The sequence below is a fragment of the Rhizobium sp. CRRU65 genome (assembly GCF_048551595.1).
Classification (GTDB): domain Bacteria; phylum Pseudomonadota; class Alphaproteobacteria; order Rhizobiales; family Rhizobiaceae; genus Rhizobium; species Rhizobium leguminosarum_J.
The window spans coordinates 66,167-87,142 of record NZ_JBLYZH010000002.1; the positions used below are offsets into that span (position 1 = coordinate 66,167).

Annotated in this window: 17 protein-coding genes; 9 read left to right on the plus strand and 8 right to left on the minus strand. The window is 60.5% G+C overall.

All coding sequences use genetic code 11. From position 1 onward, the window contains the following. Positions 1–28: 28 nt before the first annotated feature. Positions 29–265 (minus strand): DUF6894 family protein, encoded by a 237-nt coding sequence (locus ACM5SV_RS03620; RefSeq protein ID WP_026157627.1) that lies wholly within the window; start codon positions 263–265, stop codon positions 29–31. Positions 266–389: 124 nt separating this feature from the next. Continuing rightward, complete coding sequence (gene hutC, locus ACM5SV_RS03625) at positions 390–1,145, minus strand: histidine utilization repressor (protein ID WP_017996595.1); 756 nt, start codon at positions 1,143–1,145, stop codon at positions 390–392. A 197-nt stretch (positions 1,146–1,342) separates the two neighbouring features. Here hutC and ACM5SV_RS03630 point away from each other — a divergent pair, with 197 nt between their 5' ends. The 5 genes from ACM5SV_RS03630 (at position 1,343) to ACM5SV_RS03650 (ending at position 6,131) form a co-directional block, all read left to right on the plus strand. Then, a complete protein-coding gene (locus ACM5SV_RS03630) occupies positions 1,343–2,185 on the plus strand; it encodes a transporter substrate-binding domain-containing protein (protein WP_012763417.1) in 843 nt (280 codons plus the stop codon). A gap of 217 nt (positions 2,186–2,402) precedes the next feature. After that, entirely contained in the window at positions 2,403–3,128 is a 726-nt protein-coding gene (locus ACM5SV_RS03635; RefSeq protein ID WP_003554213.1) for an ABC transporter permease, read from the plus strand. 10 nt (positions 3,129–3,138) lie between these two features. Next, complete coding sequence (locus ACM5SV_RS03640) at positions 3,139–3,843, plus strand: ABC transporter permease (protein ID WP_017996594.1); 705 nt, start codon at positions 3,139–3,141, stop codon at positions 3,841–3,843. 27 nt (positions 3,844–3,870) lie between these two features. Further along, positions 3,871–4,647 (plus strand): ABC transporter ATP-binding protein, encoded by a 777-nt coding sequence (locus ACM5SV_RS03645; protein ID WP_017996593.1) that lies wholly within the window; start codon positions 3,871–3,873, stop codon positions 4,645–4,647. Beyond that, positions 4,644–6,131 (plus strand): HAL/PAL/TAL family ammonia-lyase, encoded by a 1,488-nt coding sequence (locus ACM5SV_RS03650; RefSeq protein WP_017996592.1) that lies wholly within the window; start codon positions 4,644–4,646, stop codon positions 6,129–6,131. The genes ACM5SV_RS03645 and ACM5SV_RS03650 overlap by 4 nt, the downstream gene beginning before the upstream one ends. A 7-nt stretch (positions 6,132–6,138) precedes the next feature. Here the strand turns inward: ACM5SV_RS03650 and ACM5SV_RS03655 are convergent, their stop codons facing one another. Continuing rightward, entirely contained in the window at positions 6,139–6,681 is a 543-nt protein-coding gene (locus ACM5SV_RS03655) for a hypothetical protein (protein ID WP_017996591.1), read from the minus strand. A gap of 702 nt (positions 6,682–7,383) precedes the next feature. Between ACM5SV_RS03655 and ACM5SV_RS03660 the strand changes: the two genes are divergently transcribed. Next, positions 7,384–8,985 carry a DUF1254 domain-containing protein gene (locus tag ACM5SV_RS03660; RefSeq protein WP_017996590.1) on the plus strand — a complete coding sequence of 534 codons (1,602 nt, stop codon included), beginning with the start codon at positions 7,384–7,386 and terminating at the stop codon, positions 8,983–8,985. Positions 8,986–9,279: 294 nt separating this feature from the next. Then, positions 9,280–10,932, plus strand: a complete 1,653-nt coding sequence (locus tag ACM5SV_RS03665; RefSeq protein ID WP_017996589.1) for a DUF1254 domain-containing protein — start codon at positions 9,280–9,282, stop codon at positions 10,930–10,932. 175 nt (positions 10,933–11,107) lie between these two features. Here the strand turns inward: ACM5SV_RS03665 and ACM5SV_RS03670 are convergent, their stop codons facing one another. The 5 genes from ACM5SV_RS03670 to ACM5SV_RS03690 form a co-directional block, all read right to left on the minus strand. Then, on the minus strand, positions 11,108–11,923 hold the full coding sequence (locus tag ACM5SV_RS03670; RefSeq protein ID WP_032996928.1) for a hypothetical protein: 816 nt from the start codon (positions 11,921–11,923) through the stop codon (positions 11,108–11,110). Positions 11,924–12,123: 200 nt separating this feature from the next. Further along, positions 12,124–12,912, minus strand: coding sequence for a DUF481 domain-containing protein (locus tag ACM5SV_RS03675; protein WP_017996587.1), 789 nt, complete (start codon positions 12,910–12,912; stop codon positions 12,124–12,126). A gap of 90 nt (positions 12,913–13,002) precedes the next feature. Beyond that, entirely contained in the window at positions 13,003–15,243 is a 2,241-nt protein-coding gene (locus ACM5SV_RS03680) for a tetratricopeptide repeat protein (protein ID WP_017996586.1), read from the minus strand. A gap of 109 nt (positions 15,244–15,352) precedes the next feature. Next, positions 15,353–16,363: an HAD family hydrolase gene (locus ACM5SV_RS03685; RefSeq protein ID WP_017996585.1), complete on the minus strand. Its 1,011-nt coding sequence runs from the start codon at positions 16,361–16,363 to the stop codon at positions 15,353–15,355. A gap of 85 nt (positions 16,364–16,448) precedes the next feature. Beyond that, positions 16,449–18,119: an arylsulfatase gene (locus tag ACM5SV_RS03690; RefSeq protein ID WP_012763409.1), complete on the minus strand. Its 1,671-nt coding sequence runs from the start codon at positions 18,117–18,119 to the stop codon at positions 16,449–16,451. Between the two features lie 295 nt (positions 18,120–18,414). On the opposite strand from ACM5SV_RS03690, the gene ACM5SV_RS03695 reads away from it, so the two are divergent. Together ACM5SV_RS03695 and ACM5SV_RS03700 are read left to right on the plus strand one after the other, a co-directional pair. Continuing rightward, entirely contained in the window at positions 18,415–20,310 is a 1,896-nt protein-coding gene (locus tag ACM5SV_RS03695) for a sensor histidine kinase (protein WP_017996584.1), read from the plus strand. Further along, entirely contained in the window at positions 20,307–20,939 is a 633-nt protein-coding gene (locus ACM5SV_RS03700) for a response regulator transcription factor (protein WP_017996583.1), read from the plus strand. Before ACM5SV_RS03695 ends, ACM5SV_RS03700 begins: the two co-directional genes overlap by 4 nt. The last annotated feature ends 37 nt before the right edge of the window (positions 20,940–20,976 follow it).

Below are 20,976 nucleotides of genomic sequence, written 5' to 3' on the forward strand. Positions count from 1 at the left end.
CGGCTTTTCAGCATCGACGCCGATGGACCTAGTTCAACTGAACCGCCGACCGGAAGGGAACGGTTGCGACCAACGAGCCGTCTTCGGTCATGATCTCGAAAGCGTCTCCGTCCGTGGGATCGCCCATGCGGATCCTTTCCGCGACGATTTCGCGGGCGGCGGCCGTTGCTTCCTCGAACGCCAGCTCGGGCGTGGCTAGGTCAATGCCTTCCAGATCTTCATTGAAGACATCGTTCCTGCGGACGTGGAAAAAATACTTCGGCATCGTTTGCTCCATCAAGAAGGCCCCCTAACCTCTCAAGCGGGAAGTTGTTCCTCCCGAACCTGATCGCACCCCTCACTCCCGCCGATGGTATTGCGCGGTCCCATATACAACATCGCGAGCGTTTTCATTCCTCGAACATCTTGCCGCTGCGCGCTTCCAGCCGATAGCGGTGGCCGGGATAGACGAGGCGGGCGGTCGAGACCACCTGTTTCGCCGACCATGTGCGCCGGCGGATCGTCAGGCACGGTTCGGTCTTCATGATGGTCAAGAGCTTGCATTCCCAGGCCTGCGGCATCGCCGCCTCGACGACATGCTCGGAGCCGCTAAGCGGGGCTGAGGCCGTCAGATAGGCGTTCGGCGTCAGCGTCGAAAAATCCTGGTCGAGATATTCAGGCGCGGCCTCCGGATGGACGAAACGGTCCTCGATCTGCACGGGAACGCCGTTTTCGCTGTGGACGATCAACGAGTGGAAAACCGCAGCACCAATCGGCAGTTCGAGTGCGTCGGCAACCTCGGGAGAGGCGGCTTCCTGGGCGAGAACAACGACGGAGGCCTCGTGGACATGACCGCGTTCGGCGATTTCCTCGGCAATGTTGCGGACCTCGAACAGTGCCGAATATCCCTTGCGTTCGGCAACGAAGGAGCCGACGCCCTGGATGCGGACGAGTTCGCCTTCGTTGGCAAGTTCGCGTAAGGCCCGGTTGGCGGTCATCTTGCTGACGCCGAGTTCGACGACCAGCTCGTTTTCCGACGGCACCCGGTATTTCGGCGGCCACTCGCCGCTCTGGATGCGGTCGAGGATCACCTGCTTGACGCCGGCGTAGAGCGGCGTGCTGTCATTTTCCGCCAGCTCGCGCTTCATCTCGCCGGGACGTTTCATTGCCTATTCCTTTTGCACGAATGGAATTCGCCACATAAATCGACTTTCCCACTTGCATAACACAAAATATTTCATATGGTACCATATACAACCTCCCAATCGGTCCTTGAAACAGAAATAGGACGGGAAAGGGCAAGCCGGCGAAGATCGGCCGTGGTGCCGCAAGGTCTGTTTCAACTCCAGAGGAGAATTCATCAATGAAATTCAGCGCAATCCTGTTTTGCGGCGTGGCGGCTTTTTCCGCTTTCGCCGCCCCTGCCTTTTCCAAGGACTGGACGAAGGCGACCATTACGCTCGAAGGTGCTTACGCGCCCTGGAACCTCACCAATGCCGACGGCACGCTTGGCGGCTTCGAACCGGAACTCGCAAAGGTGCTCTGCGAGCGCGCCAAGATCGAGTGCACGCTGGTCGCCTCCGATTGGGATGGCATGATCCCGGCGCTCAACGCCGGCAAATTCGACGTCATCATGGATGCGCTTTCTATCACCGAGGAGCGCAAGCAGGTGATTGGTTTCACCATTCCTTATGCCGCTACTCCTGCTGCCTTCGCCACCGCCAAGGACAGTCCGCTGGCAAAGGCCGCCGGCACCGGCGCCACGATCAAGATGACCCCCGGCCAGACCGGCGTGAAGGAGATCGACGCGCTGAAGGCCGCCTTCAAGGGCAAGACGATCGGCATCCAGGCGGCAACCGTCTATGCCAAGTTCGTCTATGACAATTTCGGCGATATTGCCGAGATCCGCGAATACAAGACCGGCGCCGACCGCGACCTCGACCTGCAGAACGGCCGTATCGACCTTGGCTTCGACGACGCCGTCTATTTCGCCAACGCGTTTAAGGCGGCCAACGACACGCTCGACTTCACCGGCCCCGAGATCGTCGGCTCGATCTGGGGCGAGGGCGAAGGCCTTGGCGTCCGCAAGGCCGATACCGACCTGCGCGACAAGTTCAACGAGGCGATCAAGTCGACGCTTGCCGACGGAACCGTCAAGAACCTGTCGATGAAGTGGTTCCAGGTCGACGTCAGCCCGCAGGAATAAGCGTTTCGGCCTTTCGGCCTCATACAGGTGTCTCCGGCTTTATCGCCGGAGACAGCATGCTCGAACAGGATGTTTTCAGGCCCGGCCGGCCTAAAAGCTGATCCTGTTCTAAAGAAAAGAGTTAGAGCATGATGTCTTCCGAAAGCCGCTCACACTTTTCGGCATCATGCTCTGGTGTCAATCCGCAAAACACTGCCACGGACGGGGAACGGACGATATGGCAAGCTTGGAACTGCTCGGCTTCGGCTCGACCGGATGGGGCGCGCTGCTCATTGCCGCTGCCTTGATGACGCTGGCTGTCACGGCCACAGCGCTGGCGATCGGCGCCGTGCTCGGCGCGATCGTCGCTGCGGCAAAACTCTCCGGTAATCTTGTCCTCGTCACGCTCGGCAACGTCTATACGACTGTGTTTCGCGGCGTGCCCGAGCTGCTGATCATCTATCTCATCTATTTCGGCGGCTCCTCGGCCGTCACCTCGATCGGCCAGGCGATGGGTTACGAAGGTTTCCTCGGCCTGCCCTCCTTTATCGCGGGCGCGCTTGCCGTCGGCATCATCTCCGGCGCCTATCAGGCGGAGGTGTTCCGCGGCGCTTTTCTCGCCATCTCCAAGGGCGAGCTCGAGGCAGCCTCGGCGATCGGCATGCATCGCGGCATGCGCCTTCGCCGCATCATCATGCCGCAGGTGTTTCGCCTCGCCATCCCCGGCCTCGGTAACGTCTGGCAGCTCAGTCTCAAGGATTCGGCGCTGATCTCCGTCACCGGCCTTGCCGAACTGATGCGCACCAGCCAGGTGGCGGCGGGCTCAACCCGGCAATATTTCCTGTTCTTCATCGCCGGCGGCTGCCTCTATTTGCTCCTGACCAGCCTTTCTGACCGCATCTTCAACGGGGCGGAGCGCCGCGCCAATCGCAGCATGCCGGCATCCGCCATGGGCCAGGCGTAAGGAGGCGACAATGGATTTCACCTTCATCGCATCGACCTTGGTCACCCTGCTCAAGGCCGTACCGACGACGCTCATCCTGTTTTCGCTGTCGATTATCACCGGTGGCCTCTTGGCGCTCGTCATCGTCTGGATGCGAACCAGCGGCAACCCGGTGCTGTCAAGCTTCGCCAAGGGTTACATCTTCATCTTCCGCGGCTCGCCGCTGCTGATCCAGATGTTCCTGGTCTTCTACGGTCTCGGCCAGTTCGGCTTCATCCGTTATTCCTTCCTCTGGCCGTTCCTGCGCGAGCCGATGGTCTGCGCCGTGCTGTCGCTGGCGCTCTGCACCGCCGGCTACACGGCGGAGATCTTCCGCGGCGGCATTCGCGCCGTCTCGCCGAAAGAGATCGAGGCGGCGCGCTCTATCGGCATGTCCGGCTTCCTGCTGGTCCGCCGTATCCTGGCGCCGATCGCTTTTCGCCACGCGCTGCCGGCCTATTCCACCGAGATCGTGCTGATGATGAAGTCGACGGCGCTCGCAAGCCTCGTCACCGTCTGGGAGGTCACCGGCGTCGCCCAGCGGCTGATCTCACAGACCTACCGCACGATGGAAGTCTTTCTCTGTGCTGCGATCATCTATCTCGTCCTCAACTTCATCATCCTGCAGGGCATGGCTCTGCTCGAATATTCGCTCTCCCGACACCGCCGCGCGGCCCCGCACGCGCTGAAGGCGTAAGCAGTTTTTGACCCGATTGGAGCACCCATGCCAGGCGTAACCCGACTATCGGTCCGCAATATCCGCAAGAGCTTCGGTACGCACGAGGTGCTGCGCGGCATTTCCCTCGATGCTGAAGACGGCGATGTGATTTCGCTGCTCGGCGCCTCCGGTTCCGGAAAATCGACCTTTCTGCGCTGCATCAACATGCTCGAAACCGCAAGCGACGGCGAGATCTGGGTCGACGGCGAGGAGATCCGCATGGTGCACAAGAACGGCCGGAGCAAGCCGGCCAGCCAGAAGCAGGTGGACCATATTCGCTCCGAACTCGGCATGGTGTTCCAATCCTTCAATCTCTGGTCCCACATGACGATCCTGCAGAACGTCATCGAGGGCCCGATCCACGTGCTGAAGCGGCCGCGGGGCGACTGCATCGCCGAGGCTGAAGCGCTGCTCGAAAAAGTCGGTATCGCCGACAAGCGCCACGCCTATCCCGCCCACCTCTCCGGCGGCCAGCAGCAGCGCGCGGCGATTGCCCGGGCGCTGGCGATGAAGCCGAAGGTGATGCTCTTCGACGAGCCGACTTCGGCGCTCGATCCGGAGCTCGTCGGCGAGGTGCTGCGCGTCATGCGCTCGCTTGCCGAGGAAGGCATGACCATGCTCGTCGTCACCCATGAGATGAGCTTTGCCCGCAACGTCTCGAACCGCGTCGTCTTCATGCGCGAAGGCTTGATCGAAAGCAGCGGCAAGCCGGAGGAAATGTTCACCGGCGGCGCGACCCCCGCCTTCCGCCAGTTCATTGGCCATTTCGGAAGCGGTCAATGACGGTCACCATCGATGCAGGGCTCACCTGGCGCGAAGTCGCGCGCGTTGCGGCCGGGGAAGAGCTTGCGCTGTCGCCCGCCGCCTTTGCACGTGTCGAGCAGGCAAGCCGCATCGTTGCGCGCATCGTCGAGACCGGTGCGCGCGCCTATGGCATCAACACCGGCGTCGGGGCGCTGGCCGATACGGTGGTTGATCGCGCCTCGCAGAGCCTGTTGTCGCGCAGCATCGTGCTCAGCCATGCCTGCGGTGTCGGGCCGTTGCTTGCCGCCCGCGAGGTGCGCGCCATCATCGCCGCTGGGATCGCCAATTTCGCACATGGCCATTCCGGGGTGCGGCGCGAGATCGTCGAGCATCTTGCGGCACTGCTAGAACATGATTGCATTCCGGATGTGCCGTCGAAGGGCTCTGCCGGTTATCTCGTCCACAATGCCCATATTGCCCTTGTTCTGATCGGCGAAGGCAGCGCTCAGTTGGATGGTCGGCGCATGAGCGGCCGAGAGACGCTTGCCGCGATCGGCCTCGAGCCCTTGGTGCTTGGGGCCAAGGAGGGCTTGAGCCTTGTCAACGGCACGGCCTGCGCCACCGGCCTGACCACTGTCGCGCTATCGCGCGCCGAACGGCTGCTCGACTGGGCCGATGCGATCGCAGCACTGACGCTGGAAGCGGCGGGCTGCCAGATCGGCGCCTTCGACGAAGTCGTACTGGCGCTACGCCCATCGGCGGGAATAGAGAACGTAGGAGCGAGCCTGCGCGCGCGGCTTCAGGGCAGCGGTCTTGTCGCCGCCGCCTTCGGCCGGCGCACGCAGGATGCGCTCAGCCTTCGTTCGGTGCCGCATGCCCATGGCGCAGCCCGCGATGTCTTCGACAATTCCGCCCGCGTCGTCGATCAGGAACTTGCTTCGGTGACGGACAATCCGGCTGTCTCGGGCACGCCGGAGCAGCCGATCGTCTCCTCCGAAGCCCATGCGGTCGCCCCGGCCCTTGGGCAGGCGGCCGATAGCCTGGCGATTGCGCTCGCACAGATCGGCGCGATCAGCGAGCGGCGCATGGACCGGCTGGTCAATCCGCTGGTGAGCGGGCTGCCGCCGTTTCTGGCGAGCGATGCCGGCAGCCATTCCGGCTTCATGATCGCCCAATATACCGCCGCCGCCCTCAGCAACGAGAGCCGCCGCCTTGCCGCACCCGCGGCCTTGGACGGCGGGCTGACCTCCGGCCTGCAGGAAGATTTCCTCGCGCATCCGACAGCTGCCGCCGGCAAGCTGCTCGCCGTCATCGACAATGCCGAATATATTCTGGCGATCGAGCTGATGGCCGCTGCCCAGGCACATGATTTCCTGGCGGCGACAGCGCCGCGGGCCGCAGGCACGGATCTCGTCTATCAAGCCGTGCGGGAACGTGTTTTCCATTATCGTGACGAACGGCCGCTCAACGGCGATATCGAGGCTGTGCGCAGCCTGATCCGCGAGACTGCGCCGCCGCTATAGTCGGCTGTCAGAACGGCTGAGTTTCGGAATTCTGCGTTGGCTTTTCGCCGGCCTCGAGACGTTTGAGGCACTGGAGATAAGTCGGGTAGAGCTGCTCCACCCGCGAGAGCGGCAGCGTCCAGTCGCCTTCGTCGCCGGCAAAGGTGATCTGCACGTCAGGCATTCCGGCAAAGGAATTCTTGATGATCTTCTTCAGCCCGGCGCTCCCCTTGCTGGCCAGGCCCCAGAGGCGAAGCGTGTTCTTGTCGAAGAAATCGGCAGCGATTACTTTCGTTACCGTACGATCGGTCAGCGTCACCTCGGTCTTGGTGCCGGCCGGAATGTCCCATGTGGTCTTTGCGACCAGCCAGAATGTCTCGGTCGCGCTCTGGCGGAATTCCATGGTCTTGCCGATCTCGCTGTCCCACAGCAGGCGGCAATAGGGATGCGGGCTCTCGTTGGCGAAGCCGACCGACCATTGTCTGGCGCCGCCTATCCATTCGGTCTCGCCGAAGGCTGAGACCGGCTGCAGGGCGGCTGCCATCAGAACCATCACAGCCGGAATTTTCATCGCTCAAGTCTCCAACGCCATCGGCTCCAGCGATAGCAAAAGAAGGTTGAGCCTTTGCTACTAAGGCGACCGCGTCTTTTCAGACGCGTATTGGACGCCGTCGCTTATGACTTGCTGGTGTTTCGCGATGGGTGCGATACAGCGAAGAATCCTAGATCAGCCCAGTCGAGAGCAGCCATCAATCAGGGGCGGCCCCGACCTTTGGCGTTCCGGGGTCGATAGCAGCGGGCACCGGCGATCGTTGACGCCATAGACCACTCACTTCAACATCGCGCCAAGACGCCCGACATATCATCAAGCCTCAGGTGAAGAACGGGGCCGGAGACGGATATTCGCGGCTATTCGTACATCGCGCTTCCTCGAATGTGCTTCTGATTTCAAGATGCCCTTTAGGGCAATACCCGCGGTGCGGCCAATTTGATAATATTCCGGCGTTGTGGGAGAGATGAAGACCGCGTCAACGGAGCCAGTGAGAAACCTTGGCATCTTCGCGCCCCCGTGGTCAGCGTCGGTATAATTGTCCTGCCTCGCATGGTTATGGCTAGAGCCTGGCGTGCGTATTCGACCGATAATAGACGTCATATTTAGCCTGTCAGCTGAATTGCCGAAGGAGCTGCTCGACGGCGACGAGTACCGGCACGACCTGAGACTTCACGAGCCTTCAAAGCGTTGCCTACCAACGACATCGAATTGGAGAGTGCCATGAAAGCAGAACTGAGAGCCACAGCGCTTTTCGTTGCGCTCGGTGTGTCGATCCCGCTGCACGCCGCCGACGTTCCCCCATCGATCACCACGCCAGACAAGGTTGAAACCCACATTGGCCCTCTTGATTTCAAGGACGGTGCGCCGAGCAAGGCGACGCTGGGTAAAGTCTATGACGCCATGGACTTCGCGAACGCGCAACGGGCGTTTGCCGACACCTTCCAGGGCGTAAGCATACACGCAATACGAAAGGGGCTGCAAAGGGTCGGCGTGAAAGACAATGAGGCGATCATCTTTTCCGAGTTGATGGACGCCAAGTCTTTGTGGCTGACCACCAATGCCGACACGATTTACGCCGTGGGCGCTCTGGATCTCACCAAGGGCCCGATGGTCCTGGAAACCGCTCCGGGTTTTCTTGGAGCTGTCCAGGACTCATGGTTTGGCTGGATCATCGACATTGGCTTGCCTGGGCCGGATCGTGGCGAAGGCGGAAAGTATCTGATCGTCCCTCCGGGCTACGATGGCCCGCTGCCGGAGGGGGGGTTCAATATCGCCCGATCACCGACGAATTTTGTGATGTGGTTTGCACGATCATTTCTCGAAAACCATGGCGATCCCAAGCCGGTGGCCGATACCATGCGGAAGTTCACCAAGATCTATCCCTATGAACCAGGTGGCCTCGGCTCACCCATATCCGAGTTCCTTGCGGGAAAAGGCAAGTTCGGTCGCATCACCCCGGCCGCTCCGGCCGTATTCCATGAAGCGAGCGGCAAAGTGATGAACACCGTCCCGCCGAATGATTTCACCTATTTCGAGATGCTCGACGAGCTTGTGCAGCAGGAGCCAGCCGCATCGCTCGCCCCTGAACTGATGGGCCCCATCGCCGCGATCGGCATCGTCAAGGGCAAGCCTTTCGCGCCTGACGCGAGGATGAAGAAGATTTTGACCGAGGCCGTCACCCAAGCCAACGCCATCTCGCGCAGCCTTTTCATGAACCCTCGCGATCCGGACTGGTTCTACTATCCGGGTTCGACCTGGTTCAACCCGCTGTTCGTTTCCGGCTACCAGTTCGAGACGCCGATCCCCTTGGTCACGAAGGAGGGCGTCAAGCCGTTTCCACCGACGGGCTATCGTCAACTGGAGGCGCGTCGATGGTACTTCTATGGCGTCACGGGCATCACACCGGCCATGGCCATGCGCGTGCCTGGGATTGGCTCGCAATATCTGTTCGCAACACTGGACGCGGACAAGAACTACTTCGACGGCGGCAAGACCTATAAGGTGACCCTTCCAAAGGATATTCCGGAATCGAACTTCTGGTCACTGACGCTCTACGACAACCAGACGCGCTCAATGCTCGATACGCCACAACGGTATCCTCGAGCTGGGAGTCAGACGTACCCATCACCGGCCGCAGAGGTGGCCGCCGACGGCACCACTACCGTGTACTTGGCTCCTGAGCAACCAAAGGACGTAAAGCGTGGAAACTGGATACAAACCGTGCCCGGCAAGGGCTGGTTCGCTATCCTGCGACTCTACAGCCCGCTCGATCCGTTCTTCGAAAAAACCTGGAAGCCGGGCGACATCGCGCCGGTGAATTGACCTAAAGGAAAAACATATGCAGGCGCATCTCCACCCTCGTGTCGGCGGCCGATTGTTGCGGTCGGAAAGCGGACTCCTGGCGCTTGACTTTGTTGGTGGAGACGGGCGCGAGCTTGCCTGGCGAAGACGGATTTGCTGTGACGCCTTTCGCGTCGAGGCTCTGGCATAGTCAAGGCGTGGAAGCACGATCAGCCAGGCCGGCCGTGGGAGGAGCACCTGATGACAGGTCTGGCGAGGAGAAATTGGAAACGGGCTACACGCTACCGCGCGGCCTGTCGTCGAGGAGGAAAACCCGTGAACATCGTCAGAAGGCAGAAAATCATCGCTGCTGCGCTCCTTTGCGCGACCGTCGCGTGGACAGCCACCGCGCAGGAGAGCCTGAAACTGCCCCAGCAGATCGTGACGCCCGACAGCGTCGAAAGCAGCATCGGCACCTTGAAATACAAGGACGGGGCCCCGAGCAAGGAGACGGTGGAGAAGGTCTACGACTATCTCGACCTGATGCATGGCGTCGAAGCCTTCGTGAATGCCTATCAGGGCGCATCCGTGGCGGCCATCTTCAAGGGCTTCGAGGATGCGGGCGTTGCGGACAACACCGCCGTCATCTGGTCCGAGCTGATGGACGCAAAATCTGTGTTCCTTACGGCAAATGCCGACACGGTCTATTTCTGGGTAAACCTGAATGTTGCCGAAGGACCGATCGTCGTCGAGACGCCACCGATGTCTCTCGGCGTGATCGATGACATCTGGTTCCGCTGGGTCACCGATTTCGGGTTGCCCGGCCCGGACCGCGGAGCAGGCGGCCGGTTCCTGCTGGTGCCCCCCGGCTACAAGGGCGACCTGCCGGAAAGCGGATATTTCGTTCACAAGCTGGCAACAACGCGGGCGACGGCGCTTGGCCGCTCGTTCCTCGAGAACAACGATCCCAAACCTACGGTGGAACTGATCAGGAAAACGCTCAAGGTCTATCGCTATGTGCCGGGCGGCTACGGCACCAGCATCGCCTCGGCCCTGGAGGGCAAGGCAACACTGCAGCGCAGCGCCGATCACAAACTGGATTGGTCGTTCCTCAAGCCCCAGGATCCGGTCAAATTCACCGAGGGCACCGGCAAGGCGATGAATACCATTCCGCCCAACGATTTCAGCTATTTCCAGATGATCAATGATCTGGTGCAGAAGGAACCGGCAGAGGCGCTCGATCCGGAGATCATGGGCTCGCTGGCGGCGGTTGGCATCATCAAGGGCAAGCCCTTCGAGCCGGATGCCCGCATGAAGAAAATATTGACCGATGCCGCCGCCATCGGCACGGCCGCAGGCCGCACGCTCAACTGGAATCCGCGAAAGGCCGAAGGATGGTTCTACTATCCCGACTCCGCTTGGATGAACATGCTCTTTGCCGGCGGCTACACCTTTGAGACGCCTCCGCCGGAAGTCAGCGCCGAGGGTATCATCACCCCCAATGCGCCGACCGGCTATCGCACCCTCAATTCGCGCACGGCGATGTTTTTCTATGCGACCGGCATCACCCCCGCGATGATCATGCGGCTGACAGGGGTTGGGTCGCAGTATCTGGGGGCGTTCGTCGACAGCAACGGGGAATATCTTGATGGCAGCAAGACCTATAAAATGACGCTGCCGCAAAACATACCAGCTGAAAAATTCTGGTCCCTGACCCTCTACGACAACCAGACACGTTCGATGCTCGACACGCCGCAGCGCTATCCGCGGGCGGGCAGCCAGACCTATCCGTCTCCGGCCGCTGTGGCTGGCTCCGATGGCTCGACCACGGTTTATTTCGGACCGACAAAACCGGACGGCGTTAGTGACGGCAACTGGATCCAGACCGTTCCGGGAAAAGGGTGGAATACGCTTCTGCGTCTCTACAGCCCGTTGGAGCCATTCTTCACGAAAGAATGGCGGCCGAGCGAGATAGAGGTTGTCCGATAGCATGTGAGTGACTACGAGCCAACGATGCCCTATACGGTTGGTCAGCGTCACCTCGGTCTTGGGGTTGGCCGAAAAGTCCCATGTGGTCTCTGCGACCAGTCACACCGTCGCGCTCTGGCGGAATGCCATGGTCTTGCTGATCTCGCTGTCCCACAGCAGGCCGGCGGCCGCGGATTCATTTCGGAAAGAGGAACGTGACCGCGACGCGAAAGCCAAGTCCCTCCGGGCCATTGTCCGGAGCCGCCGCCCAATATCGCAGGCCCGCCGTCAGGCTGATTGGCTGCTTGTCGACGGTGATGAGCTTGCCGACGGTGACGTTGATCGGCACCGACCAGTCGTTTGTTTTCCAGTCATAGGTGGACTCGGTATTCAGCGAGAAAGTCCAGGCGTCCTTGGTGGTGTAGGAGACGAACGGCTGTATGAAGGTCGAACTCAAGTCCCGACGATCACTCTGACCCGCAAATGACCAGATATGGTTGCCGAGCATCCCGTAGGTCCAGGGACCATCCTGCTTGAGGACGACCGCGGTCGGACCCGCTCCCCATTTGCCGCTTCCGAGAAGTTCATCCGTGGCCGTCGGAAGAAGGAACACGGGTCCTGCACCCCAAACCACGCCACTCTCGGTCGGCTTGGAAGGAGAGAGGAAGAAGCTCTGCAAGGTGTCGCCGAGACCGAATTGCGTGCCGGAGGGTCCGGCGATGTCGTTCTGCCATGTGACCGGCAGGATGGTCCTCGAAATAAGGTTCCAGTCCTCGTTCAGAGAAAACGGAATGACGGGCTGGATGTTCATCGTTGCCTTGTCGCCGTCTTCGGGACCGTAGCCGTGGTCGTAGTTGAACTGGAACGGCACGCTGATGAGCGAGGCGATAGGGTTCGACAGCTTCTTCGCGAGTTCTTCGCTTGACTGAGCGGCTGCCGTATCTGTCCAGACACTGAGCGGCGCGGCAGCCAATACTATCCACGAAGCGATTTTCTTCATCAATGTCTCCATGATCCGATTGAACCCAGTCCGCGAGGCAGGCTTTCTCAGAAGCGAAACGATATCCCCAGGATCGAGCTTGCTGGATACCGAACTGTGAGCCGCTGTTCTTTTCACGGCGGCTCTCTGCTTCCTGGGGGCCGGCTCCTGGAGGACGCCAGGCCATCAAATGGCGAGCATACTGGAAGGATAATAGTTCGCCAGTCCGGGCGTTAGAACCGAATGGCGACCCCGAAGATCGGCCCCTGCTGGACGACGTCGAAGACGAACCCGTCATTGTCGTAATTGACGCCGAGTGCGCGATATCCCGCGACCGCCGAGATGCTGTCGTTGAACTTGTAGCCGAGGCCCAACGCCACGTCCCAGTCGAGATCGGCGCCGCCGGCGCCCACCAGACCCCAACCGGTGAGATAGATTTCCGGCGTGAAGAAGTAGTTTCCTCTGACGCCGGCGACGGCATCGACCCATGTGGCGCTGTCTTCGACATCCACTCCGGCCAGAATGCCGCCATTGAAGGAAATCTCGGTTTTGGCCGACCAGACCTTCATGCCGCCGACCACGTCGAGATGGCCATTTTGGTCTTCGAGCACGGCGTAACCGACGCCAAGAAATCCCGCGAAGGTCTTCGACGTCACATCGACGCTCTCGGCAAGGATGCCGGCAGGTGTATCGGCGTCGGCACCGAGCTTGGTGTAGATCACGTCACCGACGATGCTGAAGCGATCATATCTTGCTTCGCCTGCCGCCATGAAAGCGAAGTCGAGGTTCTGGAGGATATCGCCGAAGTCCGCGTCGACATGAACTTCCGGAAGCCCGAACTGCCCAATATCGCCGGATAAGCCGGCAGCCCAGAAATATGGAGCGAAGGTGAATTCCCAGCCGCTCTGGCTCTCGACTGTTTTTGCTTCCGGCGTGAGCGGCGTGATATCGGCGGCGTTGCCGCCCGACGCTGCAGAAATGCCTGCCAGTAACAGAACGGCACGCAAGTATGTGGCCTTCATGAGAATCCCCCGATCCCGTTTGTCGCCTCGGCACTGCTGTCCCGAGTCGGCACTGTGCAGCGAGAAGTAGATTTGGACAAGCTAAAATACCTATTTTCCGTTGATCGCCTGCTTCAGCTGCCCGATGAGGCTTGAAATCTGCGGGTCCTGCGGCCTCAGTCGCGCCAGATCCTCCGCGTATTTCAGCGCTTCGGGAAAGCGTCGAAGCTTGAGACTGTATTGGAGCGCCAGACCAATGATGTCGGGATCTCCGCCCGTGACCCAGCCACCAAGCCTGTCCAGGGCCTCTCCCGTCCGGCCAGCCGAATCGAGAGCGACGGCAAAGGTCGTCTTGTAGCGGGAGTTCTGCGGATCGAGCCGCACCGCTTCTTCGAGTTCGGCTATCGCCTCGGCCAATGCCTGTTTGCGCACCAGCGACAGCGCATGTCCGTAGCGCAGATCCGCCCGTTCGGGCGCCATCTGGATCGCTTCGGCATAAGTTTGCTCCGACCTCTCGTTCTGGCCGGTGGCGCGGTAGAACTCGGCAAGATTGATGCGCATTCCCTCCAGTGTCGGGTCGAGCGAAATCGCCCGTCGGAAGGCGGCTTCGGCCTCGGCCGTACGCTGCCGGGCGAACAGGAAGAAGCCATAATTGCTTTGTGTTTCCGCGACGTCGGCGTTCGTTTCGACATAGGCGCGCAGGTCCGCGACAGCGGCTTCGAAATTGCCTTGCTGATTGCCGAAGAGGTGCGGAGGAGTGCCGGCGAGTGCATTGGCGGCAGCAACGCGCACCGCACGCGTTTCATCGCCGAGCAGCTTGCCGATCGCATCCAGCCTCTGCTCCGGCGGAATATTGCCTGCCGCTTCCGCTGCACCGAGCCTGACGAGCGGATCTGCATCGGTTGCGGCCGTTCGAATATCGGCTGTGATATCCGCGCCGCCAGTCCCGCTCATTGCGGCGATGGCGCTGCCCCTGACAATTCCTGCTTGCTTTTGGTCGCTGACAAGCGCGCGCAGATCCTCCATCGCGGCCTGATCGCCGTTGGCAGCTCCGGCGAAGGCATGGGCGGTCGACGGGCGTTTGCGCCATTGCGTTCCGTACCATTCGTCCATCGTTTCGGCTGCCCAATCATCGGTTTTGCCGACATGACAGTTCGTGCATGCATTCGGCGTTCCAAGCGTTGCCGACAGGTCGGGCCGGGGGATGACGAAGGAGTGGTCGCGGCGCGGGTCGACCTTCATGTAGGTGCGTTCGGGCATGTGGCAGTTGGCGCATTGTGCTCCAGTCGAACCGGCCTGATGGCGGGTGTGCGCGGGAGTGTCGAACAGCCCGCCCGGATTCTGGTTGGCGAAGCGCTCCGGCTTCGTCTCGGTATGGCATTGCGTGCACAGCGCATTGCCCTCCGCCTTGAGGCCGGCCTCGTGCGGCCGATGACAATCGAGACAGGTCACGCCCGCCCTTGCCATCTTGCTTTGCTGAAACGAGCCATATTCGAAGACCTCGTCGAGTATCTGTCCGTCCGGGAAATAAAGATCCTGCCGAAGCAGGGCGGGTGAGAAATAATCGAGAAAGGGCTTTCCCGGTTGATAACCGTCCAGCAGCTTGGTGCGCCTGGCATGGCAGGCGAAACAGATGCCCGCATCGACTTTCGGTAGAGCTGTATCCGGCTTGACTGAGGATGAGGCGTTGCCCGATTGCGCCGAGGCGACGTGTTTTGCGCCCGGGCCGTGACAGGACTGACAGCCGATGCTGGTGGCGACGTAGGTCGACTTGTATTCGTTCGTCTGCGGTTGAAACTTCGCCTTAGGATCGGTCGAATGACAATCGATACAGGTGCGGTTCCAGCGGTAGAATGGACCTGTCCAATGATAGGTCGATCCGGGTTTGGCCGGGGTGCCGTTTCCGAGCCAGAACCACTGCCGTCTGACCGTATCCCAGGCGATATCGAGAGCCTGCAGCCGTCCGCCTCCGATGTCGACGAGGTACTGCTGCAGAGGTTCGTAGGCGAAGGTATATTTGACTTCGAACTCGGTCTGGCCGCCATCCGCTCCCTCGGTGTTGACGAAGAAGCGGCTGTCGCGGCGAGTGAAGGTGGTGACCACACCGTCATGTTCAAACTTGCTATTGTTGAAATCGCCGCGCACCGTCTCGTCTTTGGCCAGCGCCATGGCCTTCGCATGGTGGGACTTCGAAAAAGCCGCGGCCTGATCGGCGTGGCAGGACGAGCACGTCCTTTCGGCCACGAAACCCTCATGGATCGCTATTCGCGGGTCGGCGGCGGGCGTGGAGGGGGCGTCACTCGCAAGACTGCGCCCGGCAAAGGCGAGCAACAGGAAAAGCAGGAGGGTCATTCCTCTCACCGCTGCTGATCGCACAGACGCTGCCACTCAATCGCTCCCTGTCGACGTTTCAAAAGGTCACGGCGCCATCGTCCAACGCTCCGGCGCTCGGCGCATTCCCCTAGTCCTTGAACACCTGCTTCCAGTCGGCCTTCATGTCGACGACGGTCCAGCCTGCGATTGAGGCGGCATCGAGCGCCTTGTCGAGACGGCCGACTTCGGTATCGCGGTCGTAGGCGTATTCACGCTCCGCGTCGGTATGATGGATCAGCACGCCGAGCCTGGCGGGTCCACCTGCCATGGTCGTCCATTGCAGCATTTGGAGGTCTCCGTCGGAATTGCCGAAGGCGGCAATCGGCCGCCGGCCTATATGCTGGTTGATCCCGACCGGTTTTCCGGCCTTGTCGTCGATGAAATTGACTTCGGGAAGCCGAAACAGGGTCGGCGTGTCGTCCTGCATCCTGAACTCGGTCTTAATCGACGAGCCAATAACCTGCTCTGGTGGGATGCCGTATACCTCTTCCGCCCAGGGCCGCATGAGTTCGATGCCGCCGCCCGAAACGATGAAGGTCTTGAAACCGTTGGCGCGGAGATAGGAGAGAACCTCGATCATCGGCTGGTAGACGAGTTCGGTATATGGCCGCTTGAATTTAGGGTCGCGCGCCGACGCGAACCAATCGGTGACGACCTTCTGGAATTCACTGGTGGTCATTCCCGCATGCGTGGTCATGATGAGCTCGACGAGACCCTTTTCCCCGGATGCCGCCAGCGCCTTCATATCGCCTTCGAGCACCGCCTTGAACGGTTGCGTTTCCTTCCATTCCGGATGCTGCGGAGCAAGCACCTTCACTCGGTCGAGGGCGAACGCAAGCTGCGTATAGATCGGATGTTCGACCCACAGGGTGCCGTCATTATCGAACACGGCGACACGCTCCAGTTCCGGGACGAAGTCGGCTGACCCTGGTTTTGTCACCTTCTCGACAAAGGAGATGATCGATTGCTTCGATGCCGTGTCATTCCACGATGGTAGTGCGCCCGTTTGAGCGACTACCGAGGCCGCGGTAAAAAGGCATGCTGCGGCGGCGAGCGCGACGCAACGGGAAAAATACAGGAAATTACGTGCCGAAAACATCGCAAAGCCTCCATCGATTAACTTGCAGCAATCCTGAGCTCGGAGATATACGGCAGCCCCGGATCGGTCCGGGGCTGCCAAAGACTTAGTTTCCAGTCGGCATAGGAATGCTCACCCCTTCCTTTGCCAAGGATTCTCGGATCCATTGAAAACGACTGTAATCCGATAGCGTAATGGGGCCGTTGTAGGTCAGGCTCTGGGGCTTGCGGGGTGGGTACTCCACGTAAGTGGCCATGATCTTCTTCAATTCTTCGCCCATGACGACGCCCATCCAGGTCCGCTCCGTGAAATTGTTCATGAAAATGTCGTAGCGTTCCTGCGGGTCCTGCCACAGATCGAACACCTGGGGCACCGTGGCGACATACTTCTCCTCACCCTTCCAGCCGAGGTTGGTGTCGACCGCCAGTCCGCCCGTCGAGGCTCCGTTATCCCCGCGGATATTAAAGGCGAACTTGTAGTTGTTGACGCGTATCGCACCGGGCGAGAGCTCGTTTTCAGTAAAGTAAAACCACGACTTGCGTTCCGATTTTCCGGTGCCGAGCAAGATCGGCGACATGTCGTAGCTATCAAATATGATCGGTTTGTCTTCGCGATCCTTGTCAGGAAGCGGAACCGCGCCGACGGCGGCGAATGTCGCCATCAGATCGAGACCACCGACGATGTCGTGGTTCTTGGTGCGGGGTTTGATCTTTCCCGGCCAGACCGCAATCGCAGGAACACGGTTGCCGCCCTCTCGCAAGGTGCCTTTGGTTCCGCGGAACGGGGTGTATCCGGCGTCCGGATAGACGTCCTGCCATGCCCCATTGTCGGTGGTGTAGAAAACCAGCGTGTTGCGGTCCATGCCGGTTTCCCGCAATTTGTCCATGATTCGGCCAATGCGGGTGTCGAGTTCCACGATCGAGTCCGCATACTTCGACTTCGACATGGACTTGTGCTCGAACTCCGGGGCCGGCATGTTCGGCTGGTGAACCTTCATGAAGTTCACGTTGATGAAGAAGGGTTCGTCCGGTGCTTTGGCAGCCTCGTCCAGAAAGCCCAGTGCCGCTTTCTCGACGTAGCCGTCGAAGAACGGAATGCCGACAACGCCCTCCTTACCGTCGATCATGGGTGTGTCGACATATTGGCCATTGACCTTGAATTCTTCGGTCACTGGTCCTCCTGCCTTGGCGGACAAAGCCCCCTTGGTCACCTTCTGGAACATCTCCCGCAGCTTCGGATCCATGTCCGGGAACCAGGTGGGATCGGCATACGTATAGGCATTCAAATGGTAGAGGCCGGCGTACCGCATCTCATCATAACCCTGCGCAGTCGGTAGGGCGTAGTCCGCTTCGCCGAGATGCCATTTGCCGGTGAAATAGGTGTGATAGCCGCCACGTTTCAGCACGGATGCAAGTGTCCATTCGGCCGCGGGCAAGCCACCGCCCTGACCTTGAAAGGCGACAGTCGTCATGCCGCTGCGGTTTGGTATTCGCCCCGTCTGCATGGCCGCACGGCCGGGCGTGCAACTCGGCTGGGCGTAGAAGGAGAAGAAGGTCATGCCGTCTTCAGCAAGCTTGTCGATGTTCGGGGTAGGCATCCCGCGACCTTCACCTCCGCCATAGGGGCCGAGATCACCGTAGCCGGTATCATCCGAAACGATGAACAGGATGTTGGGTTTTCGTTGGGAGTCCTGCGCTTGCAGGGGCGAGGCCGCACACCAAAGAATGGTGGATGAAGCCAGTGCTCCGATGCAGCGGATAAGGATTCTGCTGTTCATTTCAAATCCCTCCGTTGACGTTCTTGAATGACGAAGCCGCTCGCGGCAAAGGCCTGCGATCGCATGCGTCGATTCAACTAGACTGCTTTGAAAACGAAGATCCTGCCGGAACTGTCTCCGGCGGGTTGCGAAACCGGCCGCATCTCTGCCCCGGCGTGCTGAACCCTAGCGAATGCTGCCTTCTCTCGATATTGTACTTTAGGGAATCTTCATGTGTGGCAATCGACAGCAGTGATGCGCAGATGACGACGCAGCGGGAAGCTGTTATTGTCCCCCGGCTTTGGGGGGAAAGCGGATGGGCTTGGGCGAATGGTCAGGTCGATTATGCTGCGCTGCCTTTTTGTTGGCGGTCGTCGCCCTGACTGTGTCCAGTCGTCAGGCAGCAGCCTCCGACACCTCTATTGCCATCATTGACCGGGTTCCCCGCGTCCTCGTCCTCTATCCCTATGACGAGAGGATCGCGGCGACGACCGCTGCTGGAGAGGCGCTGCGGACCCGTTTGCTGCAGGCGACAAACGGCAAGATCGACCTGTTTTCCGAGTTCCTGGATCTCTCGCGGTTTCCGGAAGGTGACCACGTCGCGCGCATGGCACGCTATCTGGGCGAGAAATACGCAGCGCGCCGCCCCGACGTGGTCGTGGCCCTCGGCCGGGAATCGACGAGCTTCTTCGTCGCGAACCGCGGCACGATCGCTCCAGGCGCAAAAATCGTCGCCGCCGGTTTCGGCACCGCCACCGCCGAGAAGATCGACTTGCCCGATGACGTTATCGGAGCCTTCTCGACCTTCGACATTCTGAAGACGGCTGAGATGGCCCGCGGCCTGCAGCCCGATGCGCGCCACCTCTACGTCGTCGGTGGCTCTTCCGACTTCGACCGGAGCTGGCTGACGACGGCCCGCGCGGATTTGAAACAGTTCTCCAAATCCTATGATACGACGACCTATCTGGAAGATCTGACGATCGACGAATTGGTCGAACGTGCTTCCCGCGTACCGCCCGACAGCATCATCCTGGCATTGACGGTCTTTAAGGATCGGGCAGGGCGCAACTTCATTCCGCGCGACGCGATCAGACAGATCGCGTCGACGGCCAGCGCGCCTGTCTACGGCCCTTATGAGACCTACATCGATCATGGCGTCGTCGGCGGCAATACCGTCACATTCGAAGCGCTCGGCCGGACCGTCGGTGACCTCGTCATCGATGCGATTGCCGGCAAGCCGGTATCCGATCTCGAAGCGCCACAGACCTATGTCGCCGATGCCCGGCAACTCAAGCGCTGGGGGCTCGCCGAAAAGGATCTGCCGCCGGGCACGATCCAGATGCACAAGGAGAGGAGTCTCTGGGAGGAACATTGGATCGTGTTGGTGGCGGGGGGCGGCCTCGTGCTGGCGCAGGCCAGCATCATCTCGGTGCTTCTGCTCGAGAGGAGGCGCCGCCGCGACGCCGAGCGCAGCTCGCAGCTTCACCTGCTTGAAGCTGTCCATCTCAACCAGTCCGCGACGGCCGGCGCACTATCCTCGTCGATCGCTCACGAACTGAACCAGCCGCTATCGGCCATCCGAAACAACGCTGAGGCTGCCTCGGTGCTGCTGCGGAGTGCAAACCCGGATCACGGGCTGATCCAGCAGATTCTTCTCGACATCCAGGAGGACGATCAACGCGCAGGCGATATTATCAGCCGGATGAGAGGGTTGCTCAAGAAGAGAAGCGAGATCGATTGGCAGGAGTTCGATCTGAACGATGTCACATCGAGCGCAATCCACATCATTCACGGCGAGGCGGAACGGCGCGGAATTACGCTGACGTCAACCCAGCCGCCCGGTGAACTGCCGGTGCGTGCCGACAAGGTTCACGTGCAGCAGGTCATTCTCAATCTGGCGACCAACGCGATGGACGCCATGCTGGACGCCGTTCCGGCCGGGAGAACTCTTACCTTCGCGACGGGACTGGCAAACGAGAAGGCGGAGCTGCGGGTCTCCGACACCGGAGACGGCATTCCGGAAGAGAGGCTGATCCGCATATTCGAACCGTTCTATACCACCAAGCAGGCGGGGACGGGGCTGGGTCTGTCCATAGCCCGCGCCATTCTCGAGACCTATGGCGGTACCATCCGTGCCGACAACCGCCCCGAGGGAGGCGCGGTCTTTCGCGTGGCCCTGCCTCTCGCCCACAGGGAGGAGCAATCGAGATGAAACCGGTTGTCCATATCGTCGATGACGACAAATCCTACCGGACGGCGACCGCAAGGCTGCTTTCCGCAAACGGCCTCAGGGTCGAAGCCTATGAATCCGGAGATCAGTTTCTTTCCCGCCTTCCCGATTGTGAGCCGGGTTGCGTTCTTCTCGACCTTCAGATGCCTGGCCAGTCCGGCCTGCAGATCCAACGCCGGCTGTGCGAGCTGGCGCCGTTATTTCCGGTCGTGTTCCTGACGGGGGAAGGAGACATCAAGGCAAGCGTCGAGGCGATGAAGGCGGGCGCCAAGGATTTTCTGGAGAAAAGTTCTACCGCAGCGACATTGATGGGGGCGATCGATCGCGCTCTTGTCCAATATGAAAGACAGCGGGCCGAACACGACCGTCTCCAGGGCCAGCGGGCGCTGGTGGCTGGGCTTAGCCCGCGCGAGGCCGAAGTGTTCCGGTTCCTCATTCGCGGCCGTCTCAACAAGCAGATCGCTCATGCGCTCGGCATCTCGGAGCGGACGGTGAAGGTGCATCGCCATCAGGTCATGGAAAAGCTTGGGGTACGTTCGCTGGCCGAGGCCGTGTCGATCGCCGCGAATATCGGTCTGATCGAGGAGGATACGGCATCGTCGCTGGGGTGATCCGATGTCCTTCCCCTTAGGACAATATCAATCGACC

Coding starts and splice junctions, on each gene's coding strand:
- ACM5SV_RS03620 (WP_026157627.1), bottom strand. CDS start 265: ATGCCGAAGTATTTTTTCCACGTCCGCAGGAACGATGTCTTCAATGAA.
- hutC (WP_017996595.1), bottom strand. CDS start 1,145: ATGAAACGTCCCGGCGAGATGAAGCGCGAGCTGGCGGAAAATGACAGC.
- ACM5SV_RS03630 (WP_012763417.1), top strand. CDS start 1,343: ATGAAATTCAGCGCAATCCTGTTTTGCGGCGTGGCGGCTTTTTCCGCT.
- ACM5SV_RS03635 (WP_003554213.1), top strand. CDS start 2,403: ATGGCAAGCTTGGAACTGCTCGGCTTCGGCTCGACCGGATGGGGCGCG.
- ACM5SV_RS03640 (WP_017996594.1), top strand. CDS start 3,139: ATGGATTTCACCTTCATCGCATCGACCTTGGTCACCCTGCTCAAGGCC.
- ACM5SV_RS03645 (WP_017996593.1), top strand. CDS start 3,871: ATGCCAGGCGTAACCCGACTATCGGTCCGCAATATCCGCAAGAGCTTC.
- ACM5SV_RS03650 (WP_017996592.1), top strand. CDS start 4,644: ATGACGGTCACCATCGATGCAGGGCTCACCTGGCGCGAAGTCGCGCGC.
- ACM5SV_RS03655 (WP_017996591.1), bottom strand. CDS start 6,681: ATGAAAATTCCGGCTGTGATGGTTCTGATGGCAGCCGCCCTGCAGCCG.
- ACM5SV_RS03660 (WP_017996590.1), top strand. CDS start 7,384: ATGAAAGCAGAACTGAGAGCCACAGCGCTTTTCGTTGCGCTCGGTGTG.
- ACM5SV_RS03670 (WP_032996928.1), bottom strand. CDS start 11,923: ATGGAGACATTGATGAAGAAAATCGCTTCGTGGATAGTATTGGCTGCC.
- ACM5SV_RS03675 (WP_017996587.1), bottom strand. CDS start 12,912: ATGAAGGCCACATACTTGCGTGCCGTTCTGTTACTGGCAGGCATTTCT.
- ACM5SV_RS03680 (WP_017996586.1), bottom strand. CDS start 15,243: ATGACCCTCCTGCTTTTCCTGTTGCTCGCCTTTGCCGGGCGCAGTCTT.
- ACM5SV_RS03685 (WP_017996585.1), bottom strand. CDS start 16,363: ATGTTTTCGGCACGTAATTTCCTGTATTTTTCCCGTTGCGTCGCGCTC.
- ACM5SV_RS03690 (WP_012763409.1), bottom strand. CDS start 18,119: ATGAACAGCAGAATCCTTATCCGCTGCATCGGAGCACTGGCTTCATCC.
- ACM5SV_RS03695 (WP_017996584.1), top strand. CDS start 18,415: ATGGGCTTGGGCGAATGGTCAGGTCGATTATGCTGCGCTGCCTTTTTG.
- ACM5SV_RS03700 (WP_017996583.1), top strand. CDS start 20,307: ATGAAACCGGTTGTCCATATCGTCGATGACGACAAATCCTACCGGACG.